Origin of the sequence: Luteibacter sp., from assembly GCF_009912395.1 — a bacterium.
GTDB lineage: Bacteria > Pseudomonadota > Gammaproteobacteria > Xanthomonadales > Rhodanobacteraceae > Luteibacter.
This window is the reverse complement of record NZ_WNDO01000018.1, coordinates 68,983-94,229: the sequence shown is the minus strand read 5'-3', so window position 1 is coordinate 94,229 and position 25,247 is coordinate 68,983. Positions and strand designations below refer to the sequence as shown.

Annotated in this window: 25 protein-coding genes; 1 reads left to right on the top strand and 24 read right to left on the bottom strand. The window is 65.7% G+C overall.

All coding sequences use genetic code 11. The annotated features are described in order from the left end of the window. Positions 1–5 precede the first annotated feature (5 nt). Positions 6–341, bottom strand: coding sequence for a flagellar motor switch protein FliN (gene fliN, locus GAK28_RS16420; RefSeq protein WP_291781513.1), 336 nt, complete (start codon positions 339–341; stop codon positions 6–8). Positions 342–611: 270 nt separating this feature from the next. On the opposite strand from fliN, the gene GAK28_RS16415 reads away from it, so the two are divergent. Beyond that, positions 612–1,538, top strand: a complete 927-nt coding sequence (locus GAK28_RS16415) for a 2OG-Fe(II) oxygenase (RefSeq protein ID WP_291781511.1) — start codon at positions 612–614, stop codon at positions 1,536–1,538. A 33-nt stretch (positions 1,539–1,571) separates the two neighbouring features. Here the strand turns inward: GAK28_RS16415 and fliM are convergent, their stop codons facing one another. The 23 genes from fliM to flgE all read right to left on the bottom strand — a co-directional run bounded on the left by fliM (position 1,572) and on the right by flgE (position 25,232). Further along, positions 1,572–2,588, bottom strand: a complete 1,017-nt coding sequence (fliM, locus tag GAK28_RS16410) for a flagellar motor switch protein FliM (protein ID WP_291781509.1) — start codon at positions 2,586–2,588, stop codon at positions 1,572–1,574. Between the two features lie 16 nt (positions 2,589–2,604). Beyond that, entirely contained in the window at positions 2,605–3,108 is a 504-nt protein-coding gene (locus tag GAK28_RS16405) for a flagellar basal body-associated FliL family protein (RefSeq protein ID WP_291781508.1), read from the bottom strand. Between the two features lie 188 nt (positions 3,109–3,296). Beyond that, positions 3,297–4,391 carry a flagellar hook-length control protein FliK gene (locus GAK28_RS16400; protein WP_291781506.1) on the bottom strand — a complete coding sequence of 365 codons (1,095 nt, stop codon included), beginning with the start codon at positions 4,389–4,391 and terminating at the stop codon, positions 3,297–3,299. A 41-nt stretch (positions 4,392–4,432) separates the two neighbouring features. Further along, the gene (gene fliJ / locus GAK28_RS16395; protein WP_291781504.1) at positions 4,433–4,867 is read right to left on the bottom strand and encodes a flagellar export protein FliJ; all 435 of its coding nucleotides are present in this window, start codon (positions 4,865–4,867) and stop codon (positions 4,433–4,435) included. Next, on the bottom strand, positions 4,867–6,228 hold the full coding sequence (gene fliI / locus GAK28_RS16390; RefSeq protein ID WP_291781501.1) for a flagellar protein export ATPase FliI: 1,362 nt from the start codon (positions 6,226–6,228) through the stop codon (positions 4,867–4,869). Before fliI ends, fliJ begins: the two co-directional genes overlap by 1 nt. Beyond that, entirely contained in the window at positions 6,225–6,887 is a 663-nt protein-coding gene (locus GAK28_RS16385; RefSeq protein WP_291781498.1) for a flagellar assembly protein FliH, read from the bottom strand. Before GAK28_RS16385 ends, fliI begins: the two co-directional genes overlap by 4 nt. Next, positions 6,887–7,876: a flagellar motor switch protein FliG gene (gene fliG, locus GAK28_RS16380; protein ID WP_291781580.1), complete on the bottom strand. Its 990-nt coding sequence runs from the start codon at positions 7,874–7,876 to the stop codon at positions 6,887–6,889. The genes GAK28_RS16385 and fliG overlap by 1 nt, the downstream gene beginning before the upstream one ends. Before the next feature lie 13 nt (positions 7,877–7,889). Then, a complete protein-coding gene (gene fliF, locus GAK28_RS16375; protein WP_291781495.1) occupies positions 7,890–9,602 on the bottom strand; it encodes a flagellar basal-body MS-ring/collar protein FliF in 1,713 nt (570 codons plus the stop codon). Between the two features lie 36 nt (positions 9,603–9,638). Further along, positions 9,639–9,968, bottom strand: coding sequence for a flagellar hook-basal body complex protein FliE (gene fliE / locus GAK28_RS16370; protein ID WP_291781492.1), 330 nt, complete (start codon positions 9,966–9,968; stop codon positions 9,639–9,641). Between the two features lie 81 nt (positions 9,969–10,049). Continuing rightward, positions 10,050–11,468 (bottom strand): sigma-54 dependent transcriptional regulator, encoded by a 1,419-nt coding sequence (locus GAK28_RS16365; RefSeq protein ID WP_291781490.1) that lies wholly within the window; start codon positions 11,466–11,468, stop codon positions 10,050–10,052. Positions 11,469–11,806: 338 nt separating this feature from the next. Beyond that, entirely contained in the window at positions 11,807–12,385 is a 579-nt protein-coding gene (locus GAK28_RS16360) for a PilZ domain-containing protein (protein WP_291781488.1), read from the bottom strand. A gap of 26 nt (positions 12,386–12,411) precedes the next feature. Next, positions 12,412–12,705: a flagellar protein FliT gene (locus tag GAK28_RS16355; RefSeq protein ID WP_291781485.1), complete on the bottom strand. Its 294-nt coding sequence runs from the start codon at positions 12,703–12,705 to the stop codon at positions 12,412–12,414. Continuing rightward, positions 12,702–13,118, bottom strand: coding sequence for a flagellar export chaperone FliS (fliS, locus tag GAK28_RS16350; RefSeq protein WP_291781483.1), 417 nt, complete (start codon positions 13,116–13,118; stop codon positions 12,702–12,704). The genes GAK28_RS16355 and fliS overlap by 4 nt, the downstream gene beginning before the upstream one ends. A gap of 22 nt (positions 13,119–13,140) precedes the next feature. Next, positions 13,141–14,508 carry a flagellar filament capping protein FliD gene (gene fliD, locus GAK28_RS16345; RefSeq protein WP_291781479.1) on the bottom strand — a complete coding sequence of 456 codons (1,368 nt, stop codon included), beginning with the start codon at positions 14,506–14,508 and terminating at the stop codon, positions 13,141–13,143. A gap of 143 nt (positions 14,509–14,651) precedes the next feature. Next, positions 14,652–16,082: a flagellin gene (locus GAK28_RS16340; protein WP_291781476.1), complete on the bottom strand. Its 1,431-nt coding sequence runs from the start codon at positions 16,080–16,082 to the stop codon at positions 14,652–14,654. A 335-nt stretch (positions 16,083–16,417) separates the two neighbouring features. Then, a complete protein-coding gene (gene flgL, locus GAK28_RS16335; protein WP_291781473.1) occupies positions 16,418–17,614 on the bottom strand; it encodes a flagellar hook-associated protein FlgL in 1,197 nt (398 codons plus the stop codon). A gap of 2 nt (positions 17,615–17,616) precedes the next feature. After that, positions 17,617–19,491 carry a flagellar hook-associated protein FlgK gene (gene flgK, locus GAK28_RS16330; RefSeq protein WP_291781470.1) on the bottom strand — a complete coding sequence of 625 codons (1,875 nt, stop codon included), beginning with the start codon at positions 19,489–19,491 and terminating at the stop codon, positions 17,617–17,619. A 46-nt stretch (positions 19,492–19,537) separates the two neighbouring features. Continuing rightward, on the bottom strand, positions 19,538–20,530 hold the full coding sequence (gene flgJ / locus GAK28_RS16325) for a flagellar assembly peptidoglycan hydrolase FlgJ (protein WP_291781467.1): 993 nt from the start codon (positions 20,528–20,530) through the stop codon (positions 19,538–19,540). A gap of 1 nt (position 20,531) precedes the next feature. Then, on the bottom strand, positions 20,532–21,659 hold the full coding sequence (locus GAK28_RS16320; protein ID WP_291781464.1) for a flagellar basal body P-ring protein FlgI: 1,128 nt from the start codon (positions 21,657–21,659) through the stop codon (positions 20,532–20,534). Beyond that, the gene (gene flgH / locus GAK28_RS16315) at positions 21,659–22,339 is read right to left on the bottom strand and encodes a flagellar basal body L-ring protein FlgH (RefSeq protein ID WP_291781577.1); all 681 of its coding nucleotides are present in this window, start codon (positions 22,337–22,339) and stop codon (positions 21,659–21,661) included. Before flgH ends, GAK28_RS16320 begins: the two co-directional genes overlap by 1 nt. 11 nt (positions 22,340–22,350) lie before the next feature. Then, a complete protein-coding gene (gene flgG / locus GAK28_RS16310; RefSeq protein WP_291781462.1) occupies positions 22,351–23,136 on the bottom strand; it encodes a flagellar basal-body rod protein FlgG in 786 nt (261 codons plus the stop codon). 62 nt (positions 23,137–23,198) lie between these two features. Further along, the gene (gene flgF, locus GAK28_RS16305; RefSeq protein WP_291781459.1) at positions 23,199–23,939 is read right to left on the bottom strand and encodes a flagellar basal-body rod protein FlgF; all 741 of its coding nucleotides are present in this window, start codon (positions 23,937–23,939) and stop codon (positions 23,199–23,201) included. Positions 23,940–24,002: 63 nt separating this feature from the next. Next, positions 24,003–25,232, bottom strand: coding sequence for a flagellar hook protein FlgE (flgE, locus tag GAK28_RS16300; protein ID WP_291781457.1), 1,230 nt, complete (start codon positions 25,230–25,232; stop codon positions 24,003–24,005). Positions 25,233–25,247 lie beyond the last annotated feature (15 nt).

Here is a 25,247-nt window from a genome sequence, read left to right as displayed (position 1 = left end):
CGGAATCACCGCAGCTTGCGGACGCGCTCGGCCGGGCTGATCACGTCGGTCAGCCGGATACCGAACTTCTCGTTGATGACCACGACCTCGCCGTGGGCGACGAGCGTGCCGTTGACGAACACGTCCAGCGGTTCGCCCGCCGCGCGATCCAGCTCCACCACCGAGCCCTGGTTGAGCTGGAGCAGGTTGCGGATGCTGATCTTGGTGCGACCCACTTCCATCGCCATGGTGACCGGCACGTCGAGGATGACGTCGAGATTGACCTCGTTGCCAAGGCCGCCGAGCGTCGCTTCGGCTTCGGGACCGTCCTGGGTTTCGGGGCTGAGGGTGGGTTCGTTCATGACCATTCCGGTGACGTTGCGTGGATACGTCAGCCAGAAAGCAAACGGCGTGCCATCGACGCCGGGCATCCGTCAGGCCCGACATGGCGCCATTTCACGCTGTGGGAGCCCTTGACGGTTCCGCCCTGCCTTCAAGGCTCCGCCGGAAAGATGACGCTCGACGGCAGTTAGTCGCGGTGACGGTCAGTCGACACCCCGACGACAGCACGGGACGCCGCCCCCTTCACGAAATAGAATGAGCGGCTTGCTCCCTACCTTATTCCGGAACACATGGACGGTCAGACAGGCATCACCATTCTCAACCCGCGGGTGCTCGCGGCGGCAGACGATCATCGACGTGCCTTCCTGGGTGCCGACCCATTCCCCCATGTGGTCATCGACGACTTTCTGGACTCGTCGTTCATCGGCAAGCTCCTGGCCGAATTTCCGGCCTTCGAACGGGGCAATACGGTGGGTGACGATGGACGACAGGGCGGCAAGTCGACGCTCGACAAGGTGCGTTCGCTAGGCGATGCCTATCGACGTCTCGACGATGCGATCCAGAGCCCGGAGTTCCTGGCGGCGATCGGGCGCCTCACCGGCATCGACGGGCTGCTCTACGACCCGTGGTACCTCGGTGGGGGCACCCACGAAAACCGCAACGGCATGAGCCTCGACCCGCATGTGGACTTCAACTTCCATCCAAGCGAGCGCTGGCATCGTCGCCTGAACCTGATCATCTACCTGAATCCGCAGTGGGAGCAGGCCTGGGGCGGCAACCTCGAACTGTTCCGCGATCCGCACGAGGAGGTGACTCCGCGCCAATCGGTGCCGCCGGTGTTCAATCGCTGCGTGATCTTCGAGACCTCGGAGCGCTCATGGCATGCGTTCGACACGATCGCCCTGCCCGCTCAGCATGCCGACCTGAGCCGGCGCTCGATCGCACTTTACTTCTATACGAAGGACCGGCCGGAAGAAGAGATCGCCGACCGCCACACCACGTATTACGTGAAGCGCCAGTTGCCTGAGCACCTGGCCGAAGGCCATACGCTGAGCGCGGCCGACGTGGCGACCATTCGCAGCCTCATCGCGCAGCGCGACGGTCACATACAGATGCTCTACGCCGAGAACACCTCGCTGCTGAAGGCGCAGGACAAGGGCCTCGCAGGCAACCTGCTCTACTTGGCCAAGCGCGCCTACGTACGTTTCCGCCGCTGAACGGTAGGAGCGCGCTTGCGCGCTCCTACCGCGTCACAACGTTTCGGTCAGCGGCTCGATAGGCAGCGGTCCCTGGCGCTGGGCGTTCCGGCGCAGCAGCGACTCGAAACGCACCGCCTTGTTGCCGCTGGCGTTGGCCATGCGGCCACGGAAGATCGGCACGTCCTCGGCGAATACCGTCGCCAGGTCGGGCAGGTTGATCGGAATCACGTCGCCCTTGCGCAGGTGCAGGAAGTCGCCAATGGTCAGCCGTGCCTCGGCCAGCAGGGAGGTGACTTCCACTTCCGCATCGAGAATTTCCTCGTGCAGGTTCTGGATCCAGCGCTCGTCGCGCTCCGCGCGATCGCTCTGCACGCCCGCGTCGAGCAGTTCGCGGATGGGCTCGACCATGGAATACGGCAGCGTGAGGTGGATCTCGCCACCGCCGCCATCCAGTTCGATATGAAAACGCGACACCACCACGGTCTCGGTCGGGCTCACGATGTTCGCAAACTGCGGGTTGATCTCGGAATTGAGGAACTCGAACTGCATCTTCAATACCGGTGCCCAGGCCTCGCACATCGCGGCGAAGGCTTCCTGGAGCACGATCTGAATGACGCGGTTCTCGGTCGGCGTGAAGTCACGACCCTCGATGCGGGCATGGTATCGACCGTCGCCACCGAAGAAATTATCGATGACGGTGAACACCAGGCGCGGCTCGAACACCATCAACGCCGTGCCGCGCAACGGCTTGATGCGCACGAGATTGAGGTTGCTCGGCACCGCCAGCGAGTGCACGTACTCGTTGAACTTGGTCATCTTCACGCCAAGCACCGACACCTCGCAAGACTTGCGCAGCACGCCGAACAGGTTCGTGCGGAAGTAGCGGGCGAAGCGGTCGTTGACCATTTCCAGCGTCGGCAGGCGGCCGCGGACGATGCGATCCTGCTGAGTGAAGTCGTAATCGATGATGCCGCCCGGCGGCGGAAGCTCGGCCTCGGTGTCGACCGAGCCGCCTTCCACGCCGGCGAGCAGGGCGTCGATTTCTTCCTGGGTGAGGATGTCACTCATCGCCGGGCCCTTGCCGTCACTGCATGATGAAGCTGGTGAAGTAGACCGCGTCCACACCGGGACGACCGATCTTCTCCTTGAGGATGCGCTGTACTTCGGCCAGGGCCGAGGCCTGCAGTTTCTGCTTGCCCTTCACGTCGGAAAGGGTCTTCACGTCCTGCGCGGAAAACAGCATCAGGAGGGCGTTGCGAATCTCGGGATCAGCTTCCTTCACGGCGGCGATCGCGTCGGGATCGTGCGACATGACGTTGACGCCCACCTGGAGGAAACGCAGGGCGTTCTCGTCCTGGAAGTTCACGACAAAGGCCGGGTCGAGCTGGAGATACACCGCCGGCTTGGAGCGCGTCGCATCGGCCGTGGTCGTTTCACCCGCCTTGCCGTGACCGCCCTTCATCATGAAATAGCCGCCCGCACCGCCCGCTACGAGGACGACCAGCGCGCCGACAAGCAACAGCTTGCCCTTGCCCTTCTTCTTGGTGACAGGGGCGCCTTCGGTGGCTTCTTTGGGTGCTGCGGCCATGCGGGAAAACCTCTTCGATACCGGAACGAAAACAACGGGACGATGCCTGTCCCGCCGGTGTTATTGCAAGCGGCGTGCCATCCTCAAAGGAGATAAACATCCGCCGTTTCGCCGTGCTGTGACGCCGTTCGCGTCACGGCGAGCGTCACGAGTGCGACGACATTTTGACTATCGACGACGAACTGACGTCAGGCGACTTCGTCGAGCAGGCCACGCGACACGGCGGATGTCGCCACGGTCGTGGACGTGGCGTCCGCATCCGTGCCCGAACCACCCTGGCCAGTCGACGATGACGACGCCTCACCGCCGCCCTGCCCTTGCTGGCGCTGGCCGACATCGGCCTGACCAAGCGCCAGGCCGTGATGGGCGAGCATGCTGTCCAGTTGGGACAGTGTCTGCTGCACGGCATGCACGGCGGCCGGATGCTGCGCGATGATCGCGACGTTGACCTTGCCACCATCCATGTTCACGCGAACATCCATGCTGCCCAGCTCTTCCGGATGCAGCTTGATGCGGGCCTCCTTCACCTGGCCACTGCCCATCCAGGCGATCTGCTCGCCCAGTTCCTGGGCAAACTGCGGCGAGGCGGCGGGTTGCGTGGACTGCACCTGTAACAGCTGGCCATCCGCCGGTGCCATGCCCGCCGCCTGGAGTGCCGGCATGGGGCTTTGCGTCGGATCGGTCGCGCGGGCATCGTCCTTGCCCGTCGCAGCATCGCCGCCCTGAGCGGCGAGCAAGGCACCGAAGATTGGCGCCGCGATCGCGGGCGTGGCATCGGCTACGGCAGCCGTGGGCGACATGCCCAGCACGCCCTGCTCCGCCCCCGTGACCACGGCCGCACCAGCGCCAAGCGGCGACATGGGCGCACCGTCGAGCGAAGCCATGGCCTTGTCGGCGAGTTCGCTTGCCGCGTCGGGAAGCTTCACGGCCGCAACCTGTGCCGGCGGCGGTGCGCCGATCAAGGCCAGCATGGCGTTGGCGACCGAGGTGTCACCATCCTTCGTTGCATCCTTGTCACTCTTGCGCGCCGTCTCGTCGTCCGCTTTCTTTGCCGGCTTCGCGTCAGTCGACTTCGTGGCAGCGCCTTTGGTCGCGCCCTGATCCTTCGTCTTCGACGCATCGTCGCGCTGCGGCTTGTGCGCGTCAGCCCGGGCGGCGTCCATCGCGGTGTCGAAGCGCTGACTGGACGGCGAACCGTCGTTGGCGCCCTGGCCGGACGAGGATACGTTGTTCGTCGGCGTGGAAGGGCGGGAGGCGTTGAGGGCGAGGCTGGCGTTGTTCATGGGGTGGTTCCTGGCATGGCGACGGGCGGACGGGGGACGCGTCAGCCTTCGATCCTGGGGGGACGGCGATACTGAGACCGTTCGTCCGCCTGTTCCTGTTCGCGGCGATCCTGCGACTTGCGTTCCTGCTCGCGGTACTTCGTGGTGACCGAATCCAGCGCCTTCGCGCGGCCACGCGCGTCGGCCCAGTCCTGCCGCGCCTGGTCGAGCGCGCGCTCGCGGCGCTGCACCTCGCCCATCTGCTGCACGATCGCCACGTCGATCTTCTGGAGGAACTGCTGCCGGTTGAGCAGCGCGCTCACGCCGATGCCATCGGGCATCACGGCGTATTCGTTGCGATAACGGCGCAGTTCCTCGAGTTGGTGCTCGGCATCGGCCAGCGCGCGCTGGTGCGTGGCGAGGGCGCGCGTCGCGTCTTCGGCCTTGCCGGCGGCGATCTCGACGACAGGTTGGAGGCGGTCGGCACGTGACGGCATCAGTCAGACCTCGCGACGTTTTCGAGACCCTGGCGAGCCTCGTCGAGATCCACCGGCACGTCGGTTTCCTGCTGGAGGAAGGCCGACAAGCGGGGATACAGGGCAATCGCCTCGTCGGTACGCGGATCGCTGCCCTTCTGGTACGCGCCCACGGCAATGAGGTCGCGCTGCTGGCGATAGGCGGAATACACCTGGCGGAACCGCTGTGCGGCGCGCATGTGCTCCTTGTCCACCACGGCCGGCATCACACGGCTGATCGACGCCTCGATGTCGATGGCGGGATAGTGACCGGCCTCCGCCATATCGCGGGACAGCACGATATGACCGTCGAGGATCGCGCGCGCTGCGTCGGCGATGGGATCGTGGCGATAGTCGTCACCCTCGGTCAGCACGGTATAGAACGCGGTGATCGATCCGCGGCCTTCGGCGTCGTTGCCGGCACGTTCCACCAGCGCGGGCAACATGGCGAACACCGAGGGCGGATAGCCCTTGGTGGCCGGCGGCTCGCCGATCGCCAGCGCGATCTCGCGCTGCGCCTGCGCGTAACGGGTCAATGAATCCATCAGCAGCAGGACACGCTTGCCTTCATCACGGAAATGTTCGGCCACGGCGGTCGCCACCTGGGCGCCGCGCAATCGCGACAGCGGCGGCGCATCGGCTGGCGCGGCAATCACTACCGCACGACGACGACCTTCCTCGCCCAGCGTGTGATCGACGAATTCCTTCACTTCGCGACCGCGCTCGCCAATCAGGCCCACCACCACGACATCGGCGTTGGTGAAGCGGGTCATCATGCCCATCAGCGTCGACTTGCCGACGCCGGAACCGGCGAACAGGCCGATGCGCTGGCCACGGCCGACGGTGAGCAGGGCGTTGATCGCGCGCACGCCCACGTCGAGTGGTGTGTCGATGGGCTGGCGTAGCATGGGGTTGATCGGGTCGCGGCGTAGCGGTGCCCGGTCGCGCGCGAGCAGCGGGCCCTGGCCGTCGAGCGGCGCACCATCCGGGCCGATCACGCGGCCCAGCAGCGAATCGCCGACCGGAACGCCGGAGACCGCGGCCACCGGTGTGACGCGCGCGTTGGGCAGCACGCCGTGCATCTCGCCCGTGGGCATCAGAAGCAACCGGCCATCGGAAAAGCCGACGACTTCGGTTTCCAGCTGTTTGCCATCGGCGGAAGCGACCATGCAGCGCGCACCGACGGGTGCCTCGCAGCCCACCGCTTCCAGGGTCAATCCGACAACGCGACGCAACTTGCCCTCGGCCTGCAACGGCCGCACGCGCGAGGCGTTCGCCGTCTGAGCGGCCAACGCCTCGCGCCAGTGCGCGTTGCGCGACGCGTTATGCGAATCGACGCTCACGGCGTCTCGTCCTGTTCGTCTGCCTCCGCGTCCACGGACGGCATGAGCACGCTGTCCACCACAGCGGCCAGGCGGGTGCGCACGCGGGCGTCGAGACGGGAGTGTTCGCTTTCCAGGCGGACATCCCCCCGTTCCAGTGCCGCATCGTCCACCACGGTACCTTCGTGGTCGAGCGACGAACGGTGGTCGCGCACGATGGCGGCGTCGGTAGGATGCAGGTGGATCTTCAGGTGACGGGTGGCCGACGGCAACGCGTCCACCGCCTGGCGAACGACCTCGACGATCTTTTCCGGGCGGGTGGCAAGCTCGTAGCCCAGCACGCGCTCGGCGATCACCGTGGCGAGCATCGCCAGGTCGCCGGCCACTTCGTGGTCCAGTTCGGCGAACGGGCGCTGCACTGCCTCGATCAGCGCCTCGATGCGAGCGACCTGCGCGGTCAGCTCGCGCTTGGCCATCGCCCTGCCCTCGTTGAGCCCGGCGTTGAAACCCTCTTCGCGCGCCTGCCGTTCGATGGCCTCGATCTCGGCCACCGTGGGGCGCTGCGGACCTTCGTCTTCCGGCTCGTCGGCAACGACCGGATCGGGCGCGCCGACGACGGGCAGCTCCCAACGCTCGAAACGTTCGACGCGCTCGCGGGCGAGGATGGAGGTAAGGCTCATCAGACGAACTCTTCCCCGCCGCCGGCGAGATTGATCTGGCCGGCGTCGGCGAGGCGACGGGCCGTGGCGAGCACTTCCTTCTGCGCGGCGTCGACTTCGGACAGGCGCACGGGACCCTTGACCTCGAGGTCGTCGCGCAGCATGTCGGCGGCACGCTTGGACATGTTGGAGAAGATCTTCTCGCGGATGGCCGCATCGGCGCCCTTCAGCGCCGTGATGAGACGGGCCGACGGCACTTCGCGCAACAGGATCTGCATGCTGCGGTCGTCGATCTCGGCCAGGTCATCGAAGACGAACATCAGTTCTTCGATGCGCTCGCCCAGGCCGTTGTCGATGCCACGGATGGACGACATCAGCTCGGCTTCGCGCGAGGTTTCCATCGCGTTGAGGATGTCCGCCGCGGCCTTGAGGCCACCCACGCTGGCCGACTTGAGCTTGTTGGAGTTACCGGAGAACTGGCGTTCCATGATCTCGTCCAGTTCGTTGAGCGCGTGCGGCTGCACGCCGTCGAGCGTGGCGATACGCATCACCACGTCGCTGCGCGTGCGCGCCGGCAGGTAGCCGATCACCTCGGCGGCCTGGTCCGGCTCGAGATGGGCGAGCACCAGCGCGATGATCTGCGGATGCTCCTGGCCGATCATCTCCGCGATGGCACGGCTCTCCATCCACTTCAGCGATTCCAGGCCCTTGCTGCTGCGGCCCAGGAGGATGCGGTCGATGAGGCCGCCCGCCTTGTTCTCGCCCAGCGCGTTGACCAGGATGCGACGGATGTATTCCTCGGTGCCCACGCCGATGGCGGTGTGCTGGCCGACGTCTTCCTGCAGCTTGGTGAGGACCGACTCGACCTGCTCCTTGGTGACGTTCTTCAGCGCGGCCATCGCCGTACCCACGGCCTGCACGTCACGTGCGCCGAGGTGCTTGAGGATGGAGGCGGCGTCTTCCTCGCCCAGCGTGAGCAGCAGGATCGCGGCCTTCTGTGCGCCCGTCAGGGCCTCTTTCGACTCAGCCGCCATCGTCAGCCACCCAGCTCTTCACGACCTGCGCAATCTGTTTCGGGTTTTCGGCGGCCATGCGCTTGGCGAGGCCCACCTTCTGTTCGTACGCCAGCAGCGCCGGCGAGCCCAGCTGCGCGGCCTGCACGCTGGCGGTGACGCGATCGGGCGTCATGTCGTCGTCGTCCACCATCACCGACACGGTCGGCATGGGGCCAGCCAGGGCGACATTGGTCATCGGCATCTGCGCGGGCTTCAGCAGGCCCTTGAGCATCGGACGCAGCACGAAGAAGCCCAGCACCAGGGCGATCATCACGCCGAGGCCTTGCTTGATCAGGTCGAGCATGCCCGGACGCTCCCAGAACGGCGTGCCCTGCGGCTCTTCCTCGGCGGTGGCGTGGAACGGCTCGTTGATGACGCTGACGCTATCGCCACGCGCTGTGCTGAAACCGACGGCGTTCTTGGTCAGTTCGGTCAGGCGCGACAGCTCCTCGGGCGTGAACGGCACGCTCTTGGACTTGCCGTCCTTGTCCGGCACCTGCTTGTTGTCCACCACCATCGCGACGGTGAGGCGCGCGACCTTGCCCGCCGGATCGGTCACGTGGCTGACGGTGCGGTCCAGCTCGTAGTTGCGCGTGGCGCTCTGCGAAGACTGCGACGGATTCTGGTTGGCCTGCGTGCTGGCGTTCTGCGCGCCCGGCTTGGCATTGCCGTTGCCCGGGTTGGCAGCCGTCGCGTTCGCGCCGGTGTTCGGCGGCTGATTGCTCAGCGCACCCGGCACGCCGCCGTTGTTGGCCTGGTCCGTGCGCGTCTCGCTGCTGGTCTGCTCGCTGCGCAACGCCGGGTTGTCATGGTTGAAGGTTTCGCTGGCCTTCTCGGTCTGCGAGAAATCGAGGTCGGCGAAGACCTGGGCGCGGACCTTGCCCGCACCGACGAGCGGCGTCAGCAGGTCTTCGACACGCTGCGTGTACGTGGCTTCGATCCGGTTGGACAGGCGCAGGCGGCTGTCGCCGATGGCCTGTGCGCTATCCGGATCGCTCACGGTGAGCAGGTTGCCGCCCTGGTCGATGACCGAGACCTGGCGGATGTCGAGACCGGGCACGCTCGCCGCGACGAGGTGCACGATCGCGGCGACCTGGCCCTGGTCGAGCTGGCGACCAGGATACAGCGTGACCACCACCGAGGCGCTGGCCGGCTTGTTGTCACGGATGAAGGCGGACGGCTTGGGCATCGCCAGGTGCACGCGCGCCGCGCGCACCGATTGCAGGCCGGCGATGGTGCTGGAAAGGTCGCTCTCCAGCATCGACTGGTAGCGCGAGCGCTCGGCCATGTCGCTCATGCCGAACGGCGAATCGGCCTGCGGCATGTTGCTCGCGGCCGTGCCCTGCGGCAGACCCTGGCCCGCCAGCTTCAGGCGCACGCCGGCCACGTCGGCGGCGGGTACGAAGATGGAGCTGCCGTCGGGGCTCAGGTTGTAGGGGGTGTTCGACGCTTGCAGCGCCTGCGTGACGGCTGCGGCGTCCTTCTGTTCCAGCCCGCCGTATAGCAGGCCATAGTTCGGCGCACGCGACCAGAGCACGGCGGCGATACCGATGGCGACCGCGCCGGCGATGCCAGCGAGCATGAACAACTGGCGCGCTGCCGGCGTCTGCGCGAGGGACTTCAACGAGTCCATGCGCGTGGCCTTGCCGCTTTCCGTGGTAGCTACGCCGTTATCGGCCATGATTCGAGCTCAATCCTGTCGTGGGGCGCATGTCGATCAGATCGACATGTTCATGATTTCTTTGTACGCATCGACGAACTTGTTGCGTACTTCGGTCATCGCGCGAAAACCGAGGTCGGCACGCTGTCCCTGGATCATCACCTGGGCGAGATCGACGTTCGGATCGCCCCGCTCGAACGCGTTGGAAAGTTGACCCGCCTTCTCCTGCGACTTCGCCACACCGTCAATGGATTGCCTCAGCAGGTCGCCGAAACTTCCCTTGGCGGCGGCCTCTGACTCGCCAACGCCCCGTATTGCGGGCATTTCGGTCTGGGTGCTGATGCGGCGCATCTGCAGGAGGAGGTTGTTGACATCGATCGTGGTCATGACGGTTTTCCAACGCCCTATCGGCTTTGCGTCACTCGATGCACGAGGTGTGCCAACCAGGCACCGACACGAGCGATCGCGTCAGCCCGCCTGGGCCGTTTCCGACAGGCCGTACTTGCGCAGCTTTTCCACGAGCGTCGTGCGCTGCACGCGCAGCAGCTTGGCGGCATGGGCCACCACGCCATTGGCGGAATTCAGTGCCTGGCGGATCAGGCCAATCTCGATACCGGCCAGATGATCCTTCAGGTCGAGGCCGCCCTGCGGCAACACCGACGGATCGCCCTCGTTCGCGAACGAGAAGGTCTCGGTGACTTCCGGCTCGGCTTCCATCATGGCGATGAGGGCCGCACCGGAAACTTCCTCGATCGGCAGGCCACCGCGGTACTTCTCCGGCAGGTCGGCGGCACGCACTTCGCCGTGCGGCAGGAGGATGGCCATGCGCTCGACCAGGTTCGACAGCTCACGGACGTTGCCCGGCCAGCCGTGCTTGCACAGCGCGGTCATCGCGCCCGGCGAGAAACGCACCGAGGACAGGCCGCGCTGCACGAGGCGCTGGTTGAACTCGCTGATCAGGGCCGGCATGTCTTCCAGGCGCTGGCGCAGCGGCGGCATTTCCAGCGGGAACACCGACAGGCGGTAGTAGAGGTCTTCACGGAAGCTGCCGCTCTCGATCGCACCTTCGAGGTCGCGATGGGTGGCTGCGATGATGCGCACGTCGCAACGCTGCGGACGGTTGCCGCCCACGCGTTCGAACACGCGCTCCTGGAGCACGCGCAGCAGCTTCACCTGCATGGGCAGGCTCATGTCACCGATTTCGTCGAGGAACAGCGTGCCGCCCTCAGCCATCTCGAAGCGACCCTTGCGGGTGCTGATGGCGCCGGTGAAGGCACCCTTCTCGTGACCGAACAGTTCGCTCTCGAGCAGCTCGGCCGGAATCGCGCCGCAGTTGATCGCCACGAAGGGCTTGTCGCGACGCGGCGAACATTCGTGGATCGTACGGGCGACCAGCTCCTTGCCGCTGCCGGACTCGCCGAGCACCAGCACGCTGGAATCGAACGGGGCGACCTGGCGGATCAGGCCGTTCACGCGCTGCATCGGACCGGAATGTCCGACCATGCGCAGGCTGGCAGCCGGCGGTTGGATGCGCGACTGGAGCGCGCGCAGCGCTTCGGACAGACGCTCATAGCGCAGGGGTACGTCGACCAGCTCCACGCTCTGGCTGCGCGAGTCGTCGGAGATCAGCGCGGTGGCAAGCGGGGAGTCCGCGGCGACCAGCATCGGCAGGTCGCGGCCATTGCGACCCAGCGCCGCGACATGGCCTTCGAGTTCGGCCTCATCGTCCACGGTGCCGACGAAGACGCCACGCCAACTCTCCGCCGTGTCCGCCGCTTGCAGGCGGCTGGCCAGCACCGGACGGTATCCGAGGAAAGCCAGCACCGACATGATGCCATCGGTGCGGGCGCGATCGGACTCGACAACGAGAAAGTTGGAGGACTTCATCTTGTTACCCCTTGGGACGTTGGTGCGAGGTCGTCGACCGGGCGGGAACCGCCCTGCGACCTCAGATGCCAAGTACCAATCAAGGAGCGTGCCAACGTCGGAATTCCGCCGCACGACGACGTAAAATCACGTCACGCTTCACACTTACATGCGATCGCAAAAACCTATTCGGCAGAGTGTGAAAACCAGTCACCGCGCGGGCCGCGTCAATGCTGACGACACGCGTCACGAATGTGACGCAGGACGCCACGCGACAAATTGCCGACACGTGACGTAAAAGGTCACAAGGGGAACGCAGGTTCGCACGATGGGTGCCGGGATCGCGCGCAAGCGCGCTCCTACAAGGGGTCCTGGTTGTCCAGGGGGCGGGCTTGCGCCCTGGCCTCGGCTACCTGGCGGCGGTGCTGGCGGAAGACCAGACGCTCGATACCGTCGCGAACGGCTTCGGACAAGCCTTCGAAACCCACGAAGCCCCGCCCGTCCGACGGACCCGGCAGGCGCACGCCCGGCAGTTCCAACGGCAGGGCGCGGCAGGCGTCGAAATGCAGGCGCAGCATGACGGCCTGGCCGACCGGCGGCAGGCCGTCCCAGGGCAACACGGCGCCGAACGCGTTGAAACGCAGCGGGAGTCGCGCGGGAAGGCCCGATTGCGGCAACAGCAGCCGGTTCACGATTTCCATGAGGACGTTGAGCTTGGCGTCGAGCCGGGCCACTTCCTGGCTGAGCGGGCTGTCTTCCTCGCCCGTCTCGCTGCGACGTTCCATCAGGGCGGACACCGCCACCAGCACGCTGGCATTGCGGTCGTTGACGAGGGCCAGCTCGGCCGCGTCGAGGCGAGCGGCCGGCTCACAGACGGCGTGGAACCGGGCGTCCCACGCGACACGATCGGAAAATGCCTTCCAGCCTTCGTCGCCCATCCGCCCCTCCCGCCCAGGTGTTCGCGTCAGATCGCACTATACGCGGCAACGGCGCGGCGCGACCGGCGATGGGCGTCCCACGCGGCGGCCGCCTCGTCGCGCGCGGCGGACACGAGGTCGGTGATGAGGGTGTCGAGCAGCATGATCGAGCGCAGCGACTCGACCGAATCCGTGGACTCGGCGATGGGTGCCGCGTGCAACACGGCCTCCCGCTCCGATTCCAGCGTGGCCAGATCGTCCCAGCGCGATTCGCTGGCGGCTTCGTGCATCGACTCGGTCAGCTCGAGCACCCGCGGCAGGTCGCAGGCGGAGGCGTTCATGCGCCGGCCCCGGGTACCTGGCGCGCTTCCGCCGGAATCGCCATCCAGCTCTCGCGGATCTGGCTGAGCAGGCGGCTCACTTCATCCAGGGCATCCTGGTCGTCATGCAGGTTGGCATGCAGCAGGCGACGGCTCATGTAGTCGTAGAGGCTGTCCAACTGGGCGACCAGCGGCGTGTCCACCTCGGGGTTGAGGCCGGACTGCAAGGCACCCACGATGTCGATGGCCTTGGAGATCGCCTCGCCCTTGCCGGCGACGTTGCCGCTGGCCATGCAACCGCCCGCGAAACGGATGCGTTCCAGCGCGCCGTCCATGAGCATCTTGACCAGGCCGTGTGGATCGGCGTTTTCGACGCCGCCCTGGATATGGACCTGCTGGTAGGCGCCAGCGCCGCGAGAATTGCCGTAAGACATGGTGATCGCTTCCTCGATGCGCTCAGTTGGACTTGGTAAGCGCGTTGAACTGCTGCTGCAGGTAGCTGCTGGTGCTCTGCAGCTTGGTCATCATGGTGTCCAGGGCGGTGTACTGCTTGGTCAGCCGGTCCGAGTAATCCTGCATCTGGCTGTCCAGCGTGGTCTGCTGGTCCGCCAGGTCCTTCTTGGTCTGGTTCAGGTTGGCGATGCGCTGGGTGACGATGCCGTTGGAGCCCGTCCAGCTGGTGATCATCTTGTCCAGCGACGGACCGATCCCGTTGGCGCCGCTCAGCAGGTTCTGCACGCCGGTGGGGTTATTGGTCAGCGCGCTGGTGAGCTTGCTTGAGTCGAGCTTCAGCGTGCCGTCCACCTGGAAAGACACGCCCAGGTCGCTCAGCGAGCCGATCGAGCCGTTACCCGCGACGCGCTGCCCGAGCAGGTTGGACACCTGCGACTTGATGGACGACACGGTGGCATCGCCAATCAGGGCACCCACCTGCTGGTTGGTCGGGTCGTACTTCGTCAGCGTCTGGTAGGTGCCGATGAAGGAGTTATAGGCACTCACGAGGCTGTTCATCGACGAGGTCACCGTCGACGGATCGTTGGCCAGGTTGACCGAGCTCGAACCCAGCTTCGCGAAGGTCAGGGTCACGCCGCTGATGGCGTTGGTAGCGGTGTTCGACGCGCTGGTGGCAGCGGTGCCGTCGATGGTGAACTTCGCGTCCTGCGCCTGGACGGTCGCCTTGGCCGCGTCCGTCGCAGGATTGAAGTTCAAGGCCGCCAGGTTGCCGTCGCCACCGCTGGAGGTGACCGTGAAGGCATTCGCTGCGCCCGTGGCGCTGGACGAGAGCACGAGATGGGCGCCATCGGTACCCGTGATGATGGCGGCGGTGACGCCCGGGTTGTCCTTGGAGTTGTTGATCTTGTCGGCAACGTTCTGCAGCGTGTTGTTCGTGCCGTCGAGGCTGAACGACATCGACTTGTTGCCGACCGCGATCGTGAGGTTGCCGGTGCCGATCGCCGAGTTCGCGCCCGTATAGGCCTGCGATGTCGTCTTCTGGGCGGCAGCCAGCTGGGTGACGTTGATGTTGTAGTTGCCAGGCTTGGCCGTCGTGTCCGCACTGGCGTTCAGGATCGTGTTGTCGCCGATCGTGACTTTCTGCGAGTTGAAGGCGCTGCCGTCGGTGAAACCCTTGAGCGCGTTCTGCAGGGCGATCAGGGCCGAATTGAAGTTGCCGACCGCCGAGATCTTGGTGGTGTTGTCGGCCGTCTTGGCATCGAGCGCCTTCTGCGGCGCGGCCTTCTTGTTGGCGACGAGGCTGCTGACGATGGTGGGTACGTCGATTGAGCTCGAACCCAGGTTGATGCCGTTGCTACCGCTGGTGGCCATGAGGCTTCTCCGTTGAAGACGCCTCACTGCCCGGGGCGCCAATTTGTCGACGGCGGCTCCCTTCCGGGAGACCGCCGCCCACAACTAAGCAATTACCCTGCCAACTCCCGGGGAATCCCCCGGGGCGGCTTTGCCGCTATCGATTAACCGAGGAGCTTGGTGATGATCTGCTGGCTCTGGTTGGCGGTGGCGAGCACCGACACGCCGGCCTGCTGCAGGATCTGCGCCTGGGACATGTTCGCCGTTTCCTGGGCCATGTCGGCGTCCGTGATGGCGGACTTCGAGGAGGTCAGGTTCTGCGAGATGTTCTGCAGGTTCGAGATCGTCGAGGTGAAGCGGTTCTGCACCGCACCCAGCTGCGAACGAAGACCCGAGACCGACTGCAGGGCCGCGTCGATGCGGTTGATCGTGGCGTTGGCGTCGTCGACCGTCTTCACGTCCGAGTTGGCCAGGGTGGTGGCCGTCGACACGGCGAAGTTGGTGGCGCCGGCGGTGAAGCCGAGCTTCGTGGCGGCCGTGCCGGTCTTGGCGTTGACCGAGATGGCCTGCGACGAGGCGAAGGCCAGCGAACCGTCCTGCTTCACGTAGGCATTGATGCCCTTGCTCGACTGCGAGTTGATCGCGTCGGCCACGTCCTGCATCGACTTGAACGAACCGGTGATGTTGAACGTGTTGCTACCGACCGTGAAGGACAGGTCGCCAGCAGCCAGCGTGGTGCTGGTGCCTGCGACGGCACCGGTCGAAGCGGCCGTACCCGGCACGCCACCCGTAGCGGCAGCCACCGTGGCCGGCAGGCCAAGGGCCGTGGCACCGCCAGCGGAGGTGATCGTGATCGCGGCCGCGCCGCTGTTGCTGAATGCCAGTTCGCCAGTGGTGGCGTTGACGGTGGCGATGTTCGAGCCGGCCGCCTTGTTGATCGCCGTCGCGAGGTCGCCCACGCTGGTGTAGCTGCCGGCAGCCACGTTCACGGCGGTACCGGTACCGACCTGGATGCTCAGGTCGGTGGCACCGAGGGTGGCGCCGAACGAGGCCGGGCCGGTCACGCTGCCGCTGGCCAGCTGGCCGATCTGGTTGGCCTTCATGCCGGTGTTCAGGTTGACGCCGATCGTCTCACCCGTGTTGGCACCGACCTGGAAGCTCAGGTTCTGGGCCGAACCGTCGAGCACCTTCATGCCGTTGAAGTTGGTCTGCGTGGCGATACGCGTCACTTCCGACAGACGCTGCTGCACTTCGGCGTCGAGCGCGGCGCGGTCGGTGTCCGAGTTCGACGCGTTGGTCGACTGGACGGCCAGTTCGCGGATGCGCTGCAAGTTGTTGGTGACTTCGTCCAGCGCCGATTCGGTGGTCTGCGACAGCGAGATACCGTCGTTGGCGTTGCGGACCGCCTGGTTCAGGCCGTTGATCTGGGTGGTGAAGCGGGTGGCGATGGCAAGGCCGGCGGCGTCGTCCTTCGCGCTGTTGATGCGGTTGCCCGACGACAGACGCTCGATCGCGGACGCAAGCTTGGTCTGCGACGCGCCGAGGTTGCGCTGAGCGGTCAACGACATGATGTTGGTGTTGATGGTCAGAGACATGGAATGTGATCCTGTTTAAGCGGAACCGAAATGCCGGAAAGATGCGGCGTAGTCCGGCGGGGTTCCGTTGGTGGAGCCTTCCGCCTCAAAGAGGTTTACGGCCGGCCGGGAGGAAACTTGAGGACTTTTTTGCAGCGAAGTGAATCCACTTCGATTGACCGGGCTCCAGCAGGAATGCCCCGCCCAGCCGCTGTCAGGGGGTGTATCGGCACATTGCGTTCAGGGTTTAGGGCATTTTTCACAGTCGCCCACAAGCCAATCCGGCAGATTATTTGCGCAATGAAAAAAGGCGGCCCAAAGGCCGCCTTTTTTATCACTCGCAGGTAATGCGGGGATTACTTGAGATAATTGAACAGATTCAGGTTCTGCAATTTCACATAGGCCTGCTGCGCCGCATCCAGTGCCACCTGCTGCTGACTGAACTTGCTGGCCGCGCTGGCGTAGTCCAGTTCGGTCAGGTTGGAGATCGTGGTCTGGTATTGCAGGCTGGCATCGCTGCCGATGGAGGTCTGCTGGTCCAGCACGTTCATCCGCGCACCGATCTGGGTGATCGTGTTCATGGAGTTGCTCTTCACCTGGTCGAGGCTCAGGAGCTGGGCGTTGAGCTTGTTGTTCATCGCCGGTCCGCCACCCGGTGCTTCGAGGGCGCTGATGATGCCCGCAACGGTGGAGAACATATCCTGCGACGACGACGGGCTCACCGAGAAGGTATCGCCCGTCGCAGGCGTACCGGTGATGTTGATCTGCGCACCCTTGAACTGGATCGAGCCGCTGTCTCCCGAGTAGGTACCCGTGGAAATCGGCGGGGCCGTCGGGTTGGCCACGTCGCGTATCTCGTACGTGGTCGGCGAAGTGAAGTTGATCGCGTAGTTCTTGCCGTCCCACGCCGAGGCGTCGGTGACCGAGGTGCTGCCGACCACCGCGCTACCGGTATTGGACGCGCCGGCGGTGGTCACGAAGGTGCCGTTGCCGCCCTTGATCGACATGAATACCGTATCGCCGTCGTCACCCGTCGCCACCTGCATGCCCGGGCCGGCCGCGACCATGCGCTGGCCCTGGTCTCCCGAGTAGGTCACGGACAGGTCGCTGATCGTGAACGGCTGCGAGCCGGTTCGCGTGCCGCCGAAGATGTACTCGCCCTGCCCGTCCCGCGTATTGGCCAGGCCCACGAGCGCCTGCAGGTTCTGCCGAAGCTCCGCGGCGATCGACTTGCGCGACTCGTCGGTCTGCGTACCGTTCATGCCTTGCAGGGTCAGCGTGCGGATACGGTCCATGATGTCGTTGGCCGAGTTCAACGCCTGCTCTTCCGTGCCCAGGCGGTTGCTCGCCGACTGGATATTGCGCGTGTACTGGTCGTTCTGCGCGGACGCCGAGGTGACGTCCACGGCGCGCGCGGCTGCCGACGGGTTGTCCGATGGCGTCTGGATGGCCTTTCCGTTGGCGAGCGCGATCTGGGTCTGCGAGAGTTGGTACTGGCGGTCGAGCATGGCGTTGACCGCCTGCTGCTGCCCCCATGAAGTCGATATGCGCATGATCAGCCTCGCACCGCGGAAAGAAGGGAACTGAAGATCGTGTTCGCCGCGTTGATCACCTGGGCCGACGCGGCGTACGCCTGCTGGTAACGCAGCAGGTTCGACGCCTCTTCGTCCAGGTTCACGCCCGACAGGCTCTGCTGGGCGGACATGGCGCTGTCGTAGATGCTCTGCTGCGCATCCTGCGCGGTGTTCGCCTGCGCGCCGGCCGTACCCACCTGGGCGATCAGCTGGCTGTAGGACTTGCCGATGGTGGTGGCGCCGTTATCGAGCACGCCCTTGGTAGCCACGTTGGCCAGGGCGAGCGCGTTTCCGTTGTCGCCGCTACCGGACGTGGCCGGTTTCACGTTGAACGTATCGTTAGCGGCAGGGGCCCCGGTGAGCTTTAGGGTCCAGCCATTACCGGTGACCGTGGTCGGGTCGGTGTAATTCTGCGGCGCGCCGCCGTTGACGGTGTAGGTCGTCGGCGAGGTGAAGACGATGGTGACCGGGGTCTTGAAGTTGGGGTTGGTCTGGTCGGTGACCGTCAGGTTGCCGAGCTTGCCCGTACCCGTGTTGCCGGAGGCCTTGGTCGCGGTCAGCGGCCCCGATGCGGCGATCTTGTTCGTGTCGCTGATCGCCACGCCAATCGTCGAGGCGGCATTACGCGTCGGCTGGATCTGAAAGCTGTCGCCCGCCTGCGGCGTGCCGCTGGGCACGGTGATCTTCAGGCCGTCGATCACGATCGGATCGGTCGCGCTACCCGAGCCGGTCGAGGGGACCGTGACGCCCGCGGTGGTCGTGACGGACCACTTGGTCCCGTCGTAACGCATGATGTAGTCCGAGCCACCGAGCTTGCTGACATCGGAGACCACGGCCGACACCTGCGCGTTGCCCTTGTTGTTCGTGCTGTTGAACACGGCCGGGTCGCTGATCGAGAAGAACGCGCCGCCCGGATCGCCGTTGAGGTCGATGCCCTGGGCATGCTGTTTATTGAAGGCGTCCTGCATCGCGATCGCGGCACGACCCAGCTGGTTGCGCGCCGGGTCGAGCACGTTGGTGCGGAAATCGAAGGCCGCGCCCAGCGAGCCTGAGCCCAGCTGCGAGCTGATGACGCCGCCACCAGGCCCCACCACTTCAAGGCGCGAGGAGTCGTACTCGTTCGTTGCCGTGGAAATCTGGCTCGCGCTGGTTCCGCTCACCAGCGGCTGGCCGTTGCCGATCGCCACCGTGACCATGTGGTCGCTGTTCTCGGTGACGTTGACCCCGACGATCGCCGACAACTTCGTGATCGCCTGATCGCGCGCGTCGAGCAGGTCGTTCGGCGCTCCGCCGCCCGCATAGGCTTTCTGGATTTGGCCGTTGAGGTCCGCGATGCTCTTGGCCAGCCCGTTGACGTCGTTGACCGCGCTGGTGATCTGCTGGTTGGTCTGCTTGTCGATCTGTTGGAACTGCGACGACAGCGACCGGAACGTCGAGACCAACGAATTGGCCTTGCCGATCAGCGCCTGGCGACTGGCCGTATCGGTCGGCGCGTTGGCGACGTCGCTGACCGCGCCGAAGAAGTTGTCCAGCGCGCTTTGCAGATTGGCCGAACCGCTGACGGCATTGTTCACTGACGCGGTGAGGCTCGCGTACTGCGCCGCCCGGCTTTGGCCCGACGTGGCGCCCCACACCTGCTGGGTAAGGAACTGGCTGTAGGCGCGCTGCACGGAGGTCGCATCGGCACCCTGGCCGATGTACATGCCGCCGTAGAGCTGGGGCGCCCGCGCGTTGAACGAGGTGGTCTGGCGCGTGTAGCCCGCGGTGTTGGCGTTGCTGATGTTGTGGCCGACGGTCGACAGACCCACTTGCGAGGCAAGCAGTCCGGACACGCCGGTGGACAGTAAGTCGGCCATCGTCTTTTCCTTCTGGATCCCGTTGCGTTTCGTTGGCCCGTAAGCGTTACAGCTGGTCGGTGATGTGGCTGAGCGCGGCAAGCGCCTGCTTCATCACCGGACCGTTGGCGATATCCACCAGCTTCTGCGCATAGCTCGGGTCCGTGGCGTAACCGCCCTGGGTGAGCGCATGGGCGAAGCCCTTGATGTCATCGCCCCGTCCCACCGCCGCCGCGTAGCGCGGGCTGGTGGAGACCATGTCGGCGTAATCCTTGAACGATTGCGACGGCGAGTCGTAGGCGCGGAAGCTGTCCTTCTTACGCACGGCCACGCCGTTTTCGTATTCCAGCGTCGGCACGTTGACGCGTTTGCCGTCCCAGCTGCTGCCGGCCTTGATGCCGAACATGTTGTTGCTGGCCGTGGCGCCCTGCACCGGCATGTGCTTGCCCCAGCCGGTCTCCAGCGCGGCCTGTGCCAGCAACGCGCGCACGGAGACGCCAAGCTTTCGCGCGGCCTCGATCGCATGCGGGGCGAGCTTGCGCACGAAGTCTTCGGGCCCGTCGATGTTGAGCTTGCCGACGGCATTCGCCACGGCGTTGGCACCATCGCCGACGGCCTTGCCCGCGCTGCCGAGCATGGCTTCGAGCGAATCCATGAGGCCGCTGTCGCGATCCGACGGCGAGGAGATCGCGGTGCTCGTGCTCGCGCTGCCGGATACATCGGCGAACGGATCGTTGGCGCCTTTCCCCGAGACCACGCCGCCCAGCTGACGAACCAGCATGTCGGCGATGCCGATGCCCTTGCCCTGCGACAGGGTCACCGACAACTGGTGATCGAACATGTCGCGATAGGCGTCGCCGGCCTGCGAGCCCATGATGTCTTCGCCCATCGCCGAGCTGGCGTCGCGCATGGACTTCAGCATCATCTGGGTGAAGATCGATTCGAACTGCTTGGCGACGGCAGGCAGGGCGGCCTTCGAGTCCTGCTGGGCGGCCGTACGCAGTCCGCCCAGGGCGGACAGGTTCGTGTAGACGCTCTGCGGATCGAAGGCGGCGGCCATGTCAGATCACCACCAGTTCGGCGCGCAGGGCGCCGGATTCCTTCAGCGCCTGCAGGATCGAGATCAGGTCGCTCGGCGAGGCGCCCACCTGGTTCACGGCGCGCACGATGGCATCCAGGCTGGTACCCGGACCGAACTTGAACATGTGGCCGCCATCCTCGCTCACCGCGACCTGGCTGCTCGGCACAACGGCGGTCTGGCCACGGCTGAACGCGCCGGGTTGGCTGACCTGCGGCTGCTCGCTGATGGTGACCTGGATGGAGCCGTGGGCCACGGCGGCCGCGCCGACCTTCACGTCGGAACCGATCACGACGGTGCCGGTGCGGGAATTGACGATCACACGCGCCGGCGCATCGCCCGGGGTGACCTCCAGGGCCTGGATCGTGGACAACCAGGAGACGCGCTGCGACGGGTCCATCGGCGCGCGCACGGCGACCGAGGCGGAATCCACCGCGTTGGCGGTGCCGGAACCGAAGTTGCGGTTGACGGCTTCGGCGATGCGCGCCGCCGTGGTGAAGTCGGCGGTGTTGAGGTTGAGCATGATGTCGCCGCCCTTGTCGAAGGACGTGGCAACGCTACGCTCGATCGAGCCGCCGCCGGGAATACGGCCGCTCGCGGAAATATTCACCTGTACGCTGGAACCGCTGCGGCCCTGCGCGCTGACGCCACCGACGACGACACTGCCCTGTGCGATCGCGTAGATCTGACCGTCGGCGCCCTTCAACGGCGACATCAGCAGCTCGCCGCCGCGAATGCTCTTGGCGTTACCGATTGAGGCCACGGTGACGTCGATGCGCTGGCCGGGCTTGGCGAACGGCGGCAACTCGGCGGTGATGGTGACGGCCGCGGCGTTCTTCAGCTGCGGACGCACGTTCGCCGGCACGTTGACACCGAACTGCTGGAGCATGTTCTCCAGGCTCTGCGTGGTAAAGGGCGCCTGGCTGGTCTGGTCGCCGCTTCCATCAAGGCCCACGACCAGGCCGTAGCCGACCAGCTGGTTGCTGCGCACACCACCGACCTGCACGAGGTCGCGGATACGATCGGCGTGCGCCGGCAAGATGGCACCGAGCGCCAGTACCGCGACGGCGGTACGGACGATGGCGCGCAGACGGGAAGCGACGGCGTTCATCAGTACGGCATCCACTTCGAGTCGAAGAAGCGCGATAGCCAGCCACGGGTGTTCGAATCGGCCAGCGTGCCCTTGCCGACGTATTCGATGCGCGCATCGGCCACGCGGCTGGACGGCACGATGTTGTCGGCGGAAATATCCTGCGGACGGACGATGCCGGAGATGCGCACCAGTTCCTCGCCCTGGTTGATGGTGAGCCACTTCTCGCCGCGCACGATCAGCGCGCCGTTGGACAGGCGCTGCGCGACTGTCACGGTGACCTGGCCGGACAACTGGTTGCTCTGGCTCGACGTGCCGTCACCCGCGAACGCATTGTTGCTCGCCAGCGAGCTGTCGGCGGTCTTGCCACCGATGCGCAGGCCCTGGCCGAGCAGCGTTGGCGACGTGAGCGTGTTGCCGTTCTTCTTGCTGGTGCTGGTCGCGGCCTTCTTGCTGGCCTGGGTCGACTCGACGAGGGTGATCGTCAGAATGTCGCCCACGCGATGCGCGCGCGGATCGGCGAACAGTTCCATCGACTGCTGGTCGGCGTAGATCGAACCGGTCGGCTGCGCCGGCACGGTCGGATCGGTCGGCAAGGTCGCCGTGTACATCGGCTTCGGCGTGGGCGGCACGATGGCGCAGCCCGCGAGAAGCGCGAAGGGCAGCGCGGCGATGACGATACGGGCGGGGAAACGGGTCATGACGGTGCTCATCAGGTCTTCTGGGTGATGAACTGGAGCATCTGGTCGGACGCGGAGATCGCCTTCGAATTCATCTCGTAGGCGCGCTGGGTCTCGATCATGTTCACCATTTCCTCGACCACGTTCACGTTCGAGGTTTCAAGGGAGTTCTGCTGGAGGTTGCCGAGGCCGTTGAGGCCTGCGGTGCCGGTCTGCGGCGCGCCGCTGGCGGCGGTTTCCAGGTAGAGGTTGTCGCCGCGCGGCTCCAGGCCGGCGGGATTGACGAAATCGGCGAGCTGGATCTGACCCAGCGTCTGCGGCGTGGCGGAACCGAGCACGACGACACTGACCGTGCCGTCCTTGCCGATGCTCATGCTCGTGGCGTTCGGCGGCAGCGTGATCGCCGGTTCGATCGGGTAGCCGTCGTTGGTGACCATCTGGCCGTTCTGGTCGCGCTTGAGCGAGCCGTCGCGCGTATAGGCGACCGTGCCGTCGGGCATCGTCACCTGCAGGAAGCCGCGACCGTCGATGCGCACGTCGAACGGATTGTCCGTCTGCTGCGAACCGCCCTGCTCGAACATCTTCTGCGTGCCGACCACGCGCACGCCGGTGCCGATCATGAAACCGGTCGGCGACTGCGTCTGCTCCGTCGTCTGCGCGCCGGCCTGGCCGCGATTCTGGTAGGCCAGGTCCTCGAACTCGGCGCGGGTGCGCTTGAAGCCCGTGGTGTTGGTGTTGGCCAGGTTGTTGGAAACGACGTCCATGCGCGTCTGCTGCGCATCGAGGCCGGTTTTGGCGATCCAGAGGGACGAGAGCATGGTTGACTCCTGCGCATCCGCGCTTTACGTGTCGGCGACGGTTTTGCGTCGCGCGACGGTGGTTACCCCACCTGAAGCAATTTCGATGCCGACTGGGCGTTGTCGTCGGCGGTCTTGATGGAACGGACCTGCATTTCGAACTCGCGGGACAGCGAGATCATCTTCACGAGCACCTCGGAAGGGTTCACATTGCTGGCTTCCACGGTGCCGGACACCACGCGCACGTCCGCATCGGCCTGGGCCGTGCTGCCGTCTTTCATGTGCATCAGGCCGTCGCTGCCGTAGCTGAGCTGGTCGTTGCCGGGGTTTACGAGCTTGATCCGGTCCGTGGTGGCAACCGCGGCCGGGCTGTCGCCGAGCGGCACGACCGAGATCGTGCCGTCCGAACCGATCTTCACGCTGGACGCCTGCGGGATCGTGATCGGGCCGCCGCCGCCCATGACGGGATTGCCACGGGCGTCCGTCAACAAACCGTCGGCGTCGATGCGCAGGTTGCCGGCGCGCGTGTAGCCTTCGTTGCCGTCGGTTCCCTGCACCGCGATCCAGCCGTTGCCCTGCACCGAGACATCGAGATCGTTGCCGGTGGCGCTCTGGGTGCCGGCCGAGGTGTCCCAGCCGGTGCCCTGGGCCACGCCGTTGATGCGCGTCTGCAAGCCGTCGCCCTGCACCGGCACGCTCTGGAAGGCCGAGAGTTCGGCCTTGAAGCCCGTGGTGTTGGCGTTGGCGAGGTTGTGCGCCACTTCGGCCTGTGCCCGCATGATCTGCGTGGCACCGGTCATCGCGACGTAGACGGAACGATCCATGGCGTGGTCCCTTCTGGACGGGTCGGGCCCGGGCGCGGATCACTCCGCGACCGGGCCGGTGGCTCAGTTGCGGATGTTGATGATGGTCTGCGTGAGCTTGTCGTCGGTGGAGATGACCTGCGCGTTCGCCTGGTAGTTGCGCTGCGCCTTGATCATGTTCACCAGCTGCGCCGTCAGGTCGGCGGTGTTGGACGATTCCAGCTGTCCGGACTGCACCACGCCGACATCGCCGGAGTTGGCCACGCCACGGATCGGCTGGCCGGACTCGGACGACGGCACCCAGTTGGTGTCGTTGAGCTGGCGCAGGCCCTGGTTGTTGGAGAACGTGGCGATGGCCAGCTGGCCCAGCGGAATGGTCGCGCCGTTGGAGTAGATCGCGTTGACCGTGCCGTCCTTCGCGACGTCGATCTTCGAGAACTTGCCCGACGGGTTGCCGTCGTTGGTGACCGCTGTGGTCGCGGACGCGTCGCCGAACTGGGTCACCTTGTTCATGTCCAGCGTCAGGTTGATCGGCGCCGCACCCGGGTTCGGCGAGGCTGCGCCGAAGTTGAGCTTGCCGCCGGCCGGTGTCGTGATCGCGCCGCCCGAGCTGAAGGCCATCTGCTGCGTACCACCGACAGCGGTGCCGTCCATGGTCATGTGCACGTCCCACGTGTTCGGCGTGGTCGCGTTCTTTACGTAGTACACGTTGACCTGGTGCGTGGCACCGAGCGAGTCATAGGCCTGGAACGTGGAGAAACTGTTGTAGGTGTTCGCGTTGGTCGGATCGAACGCGCCGCCCGTCGGGGCGGTGGCGCTGGACGACAGGTTCGCGGTCAGGCCGATGTTGACGCTGGGCTTGGCCGGTGCGGAACCCGTGGTGATCTTCAGGTCGCTGAGGCTGGAAATGTCGAAGCCCGTGCCGCCGGCGATCGGCGGATACACCTGCACATGCTGGCCCGTGGCGTTGACGACGTTGCCGTTGTCGTCCGGATGGAAGTTGCCCGCGCGGCTGTACGAGTAGCCGGCGCCGTCGCGCAACGTGAAGAATCCGGCGCCGCTGATGCCGAAGTCGTACGAGTTACCGGTCTGGGTGAGGGTGCCGTCGCCGAACTGCTGGGCGATATTGGTCACGCGCACGCCGCTGCCGGCGGCGGTGGCCGAGAGGTTCTCGCCGGCCACCGAGTAGACCTGCGAGAACTCGGCGCGCGAGCCCTTGAAGCCCACGGTGTTGACGTTGGCGATGTTGTTCGCGGTGACTTCCAGATCGGAAGACGCCGCGTTGATGCCGCTGAGGGCGATATCGAAAGGCATGGTGAAGTGTCCTCG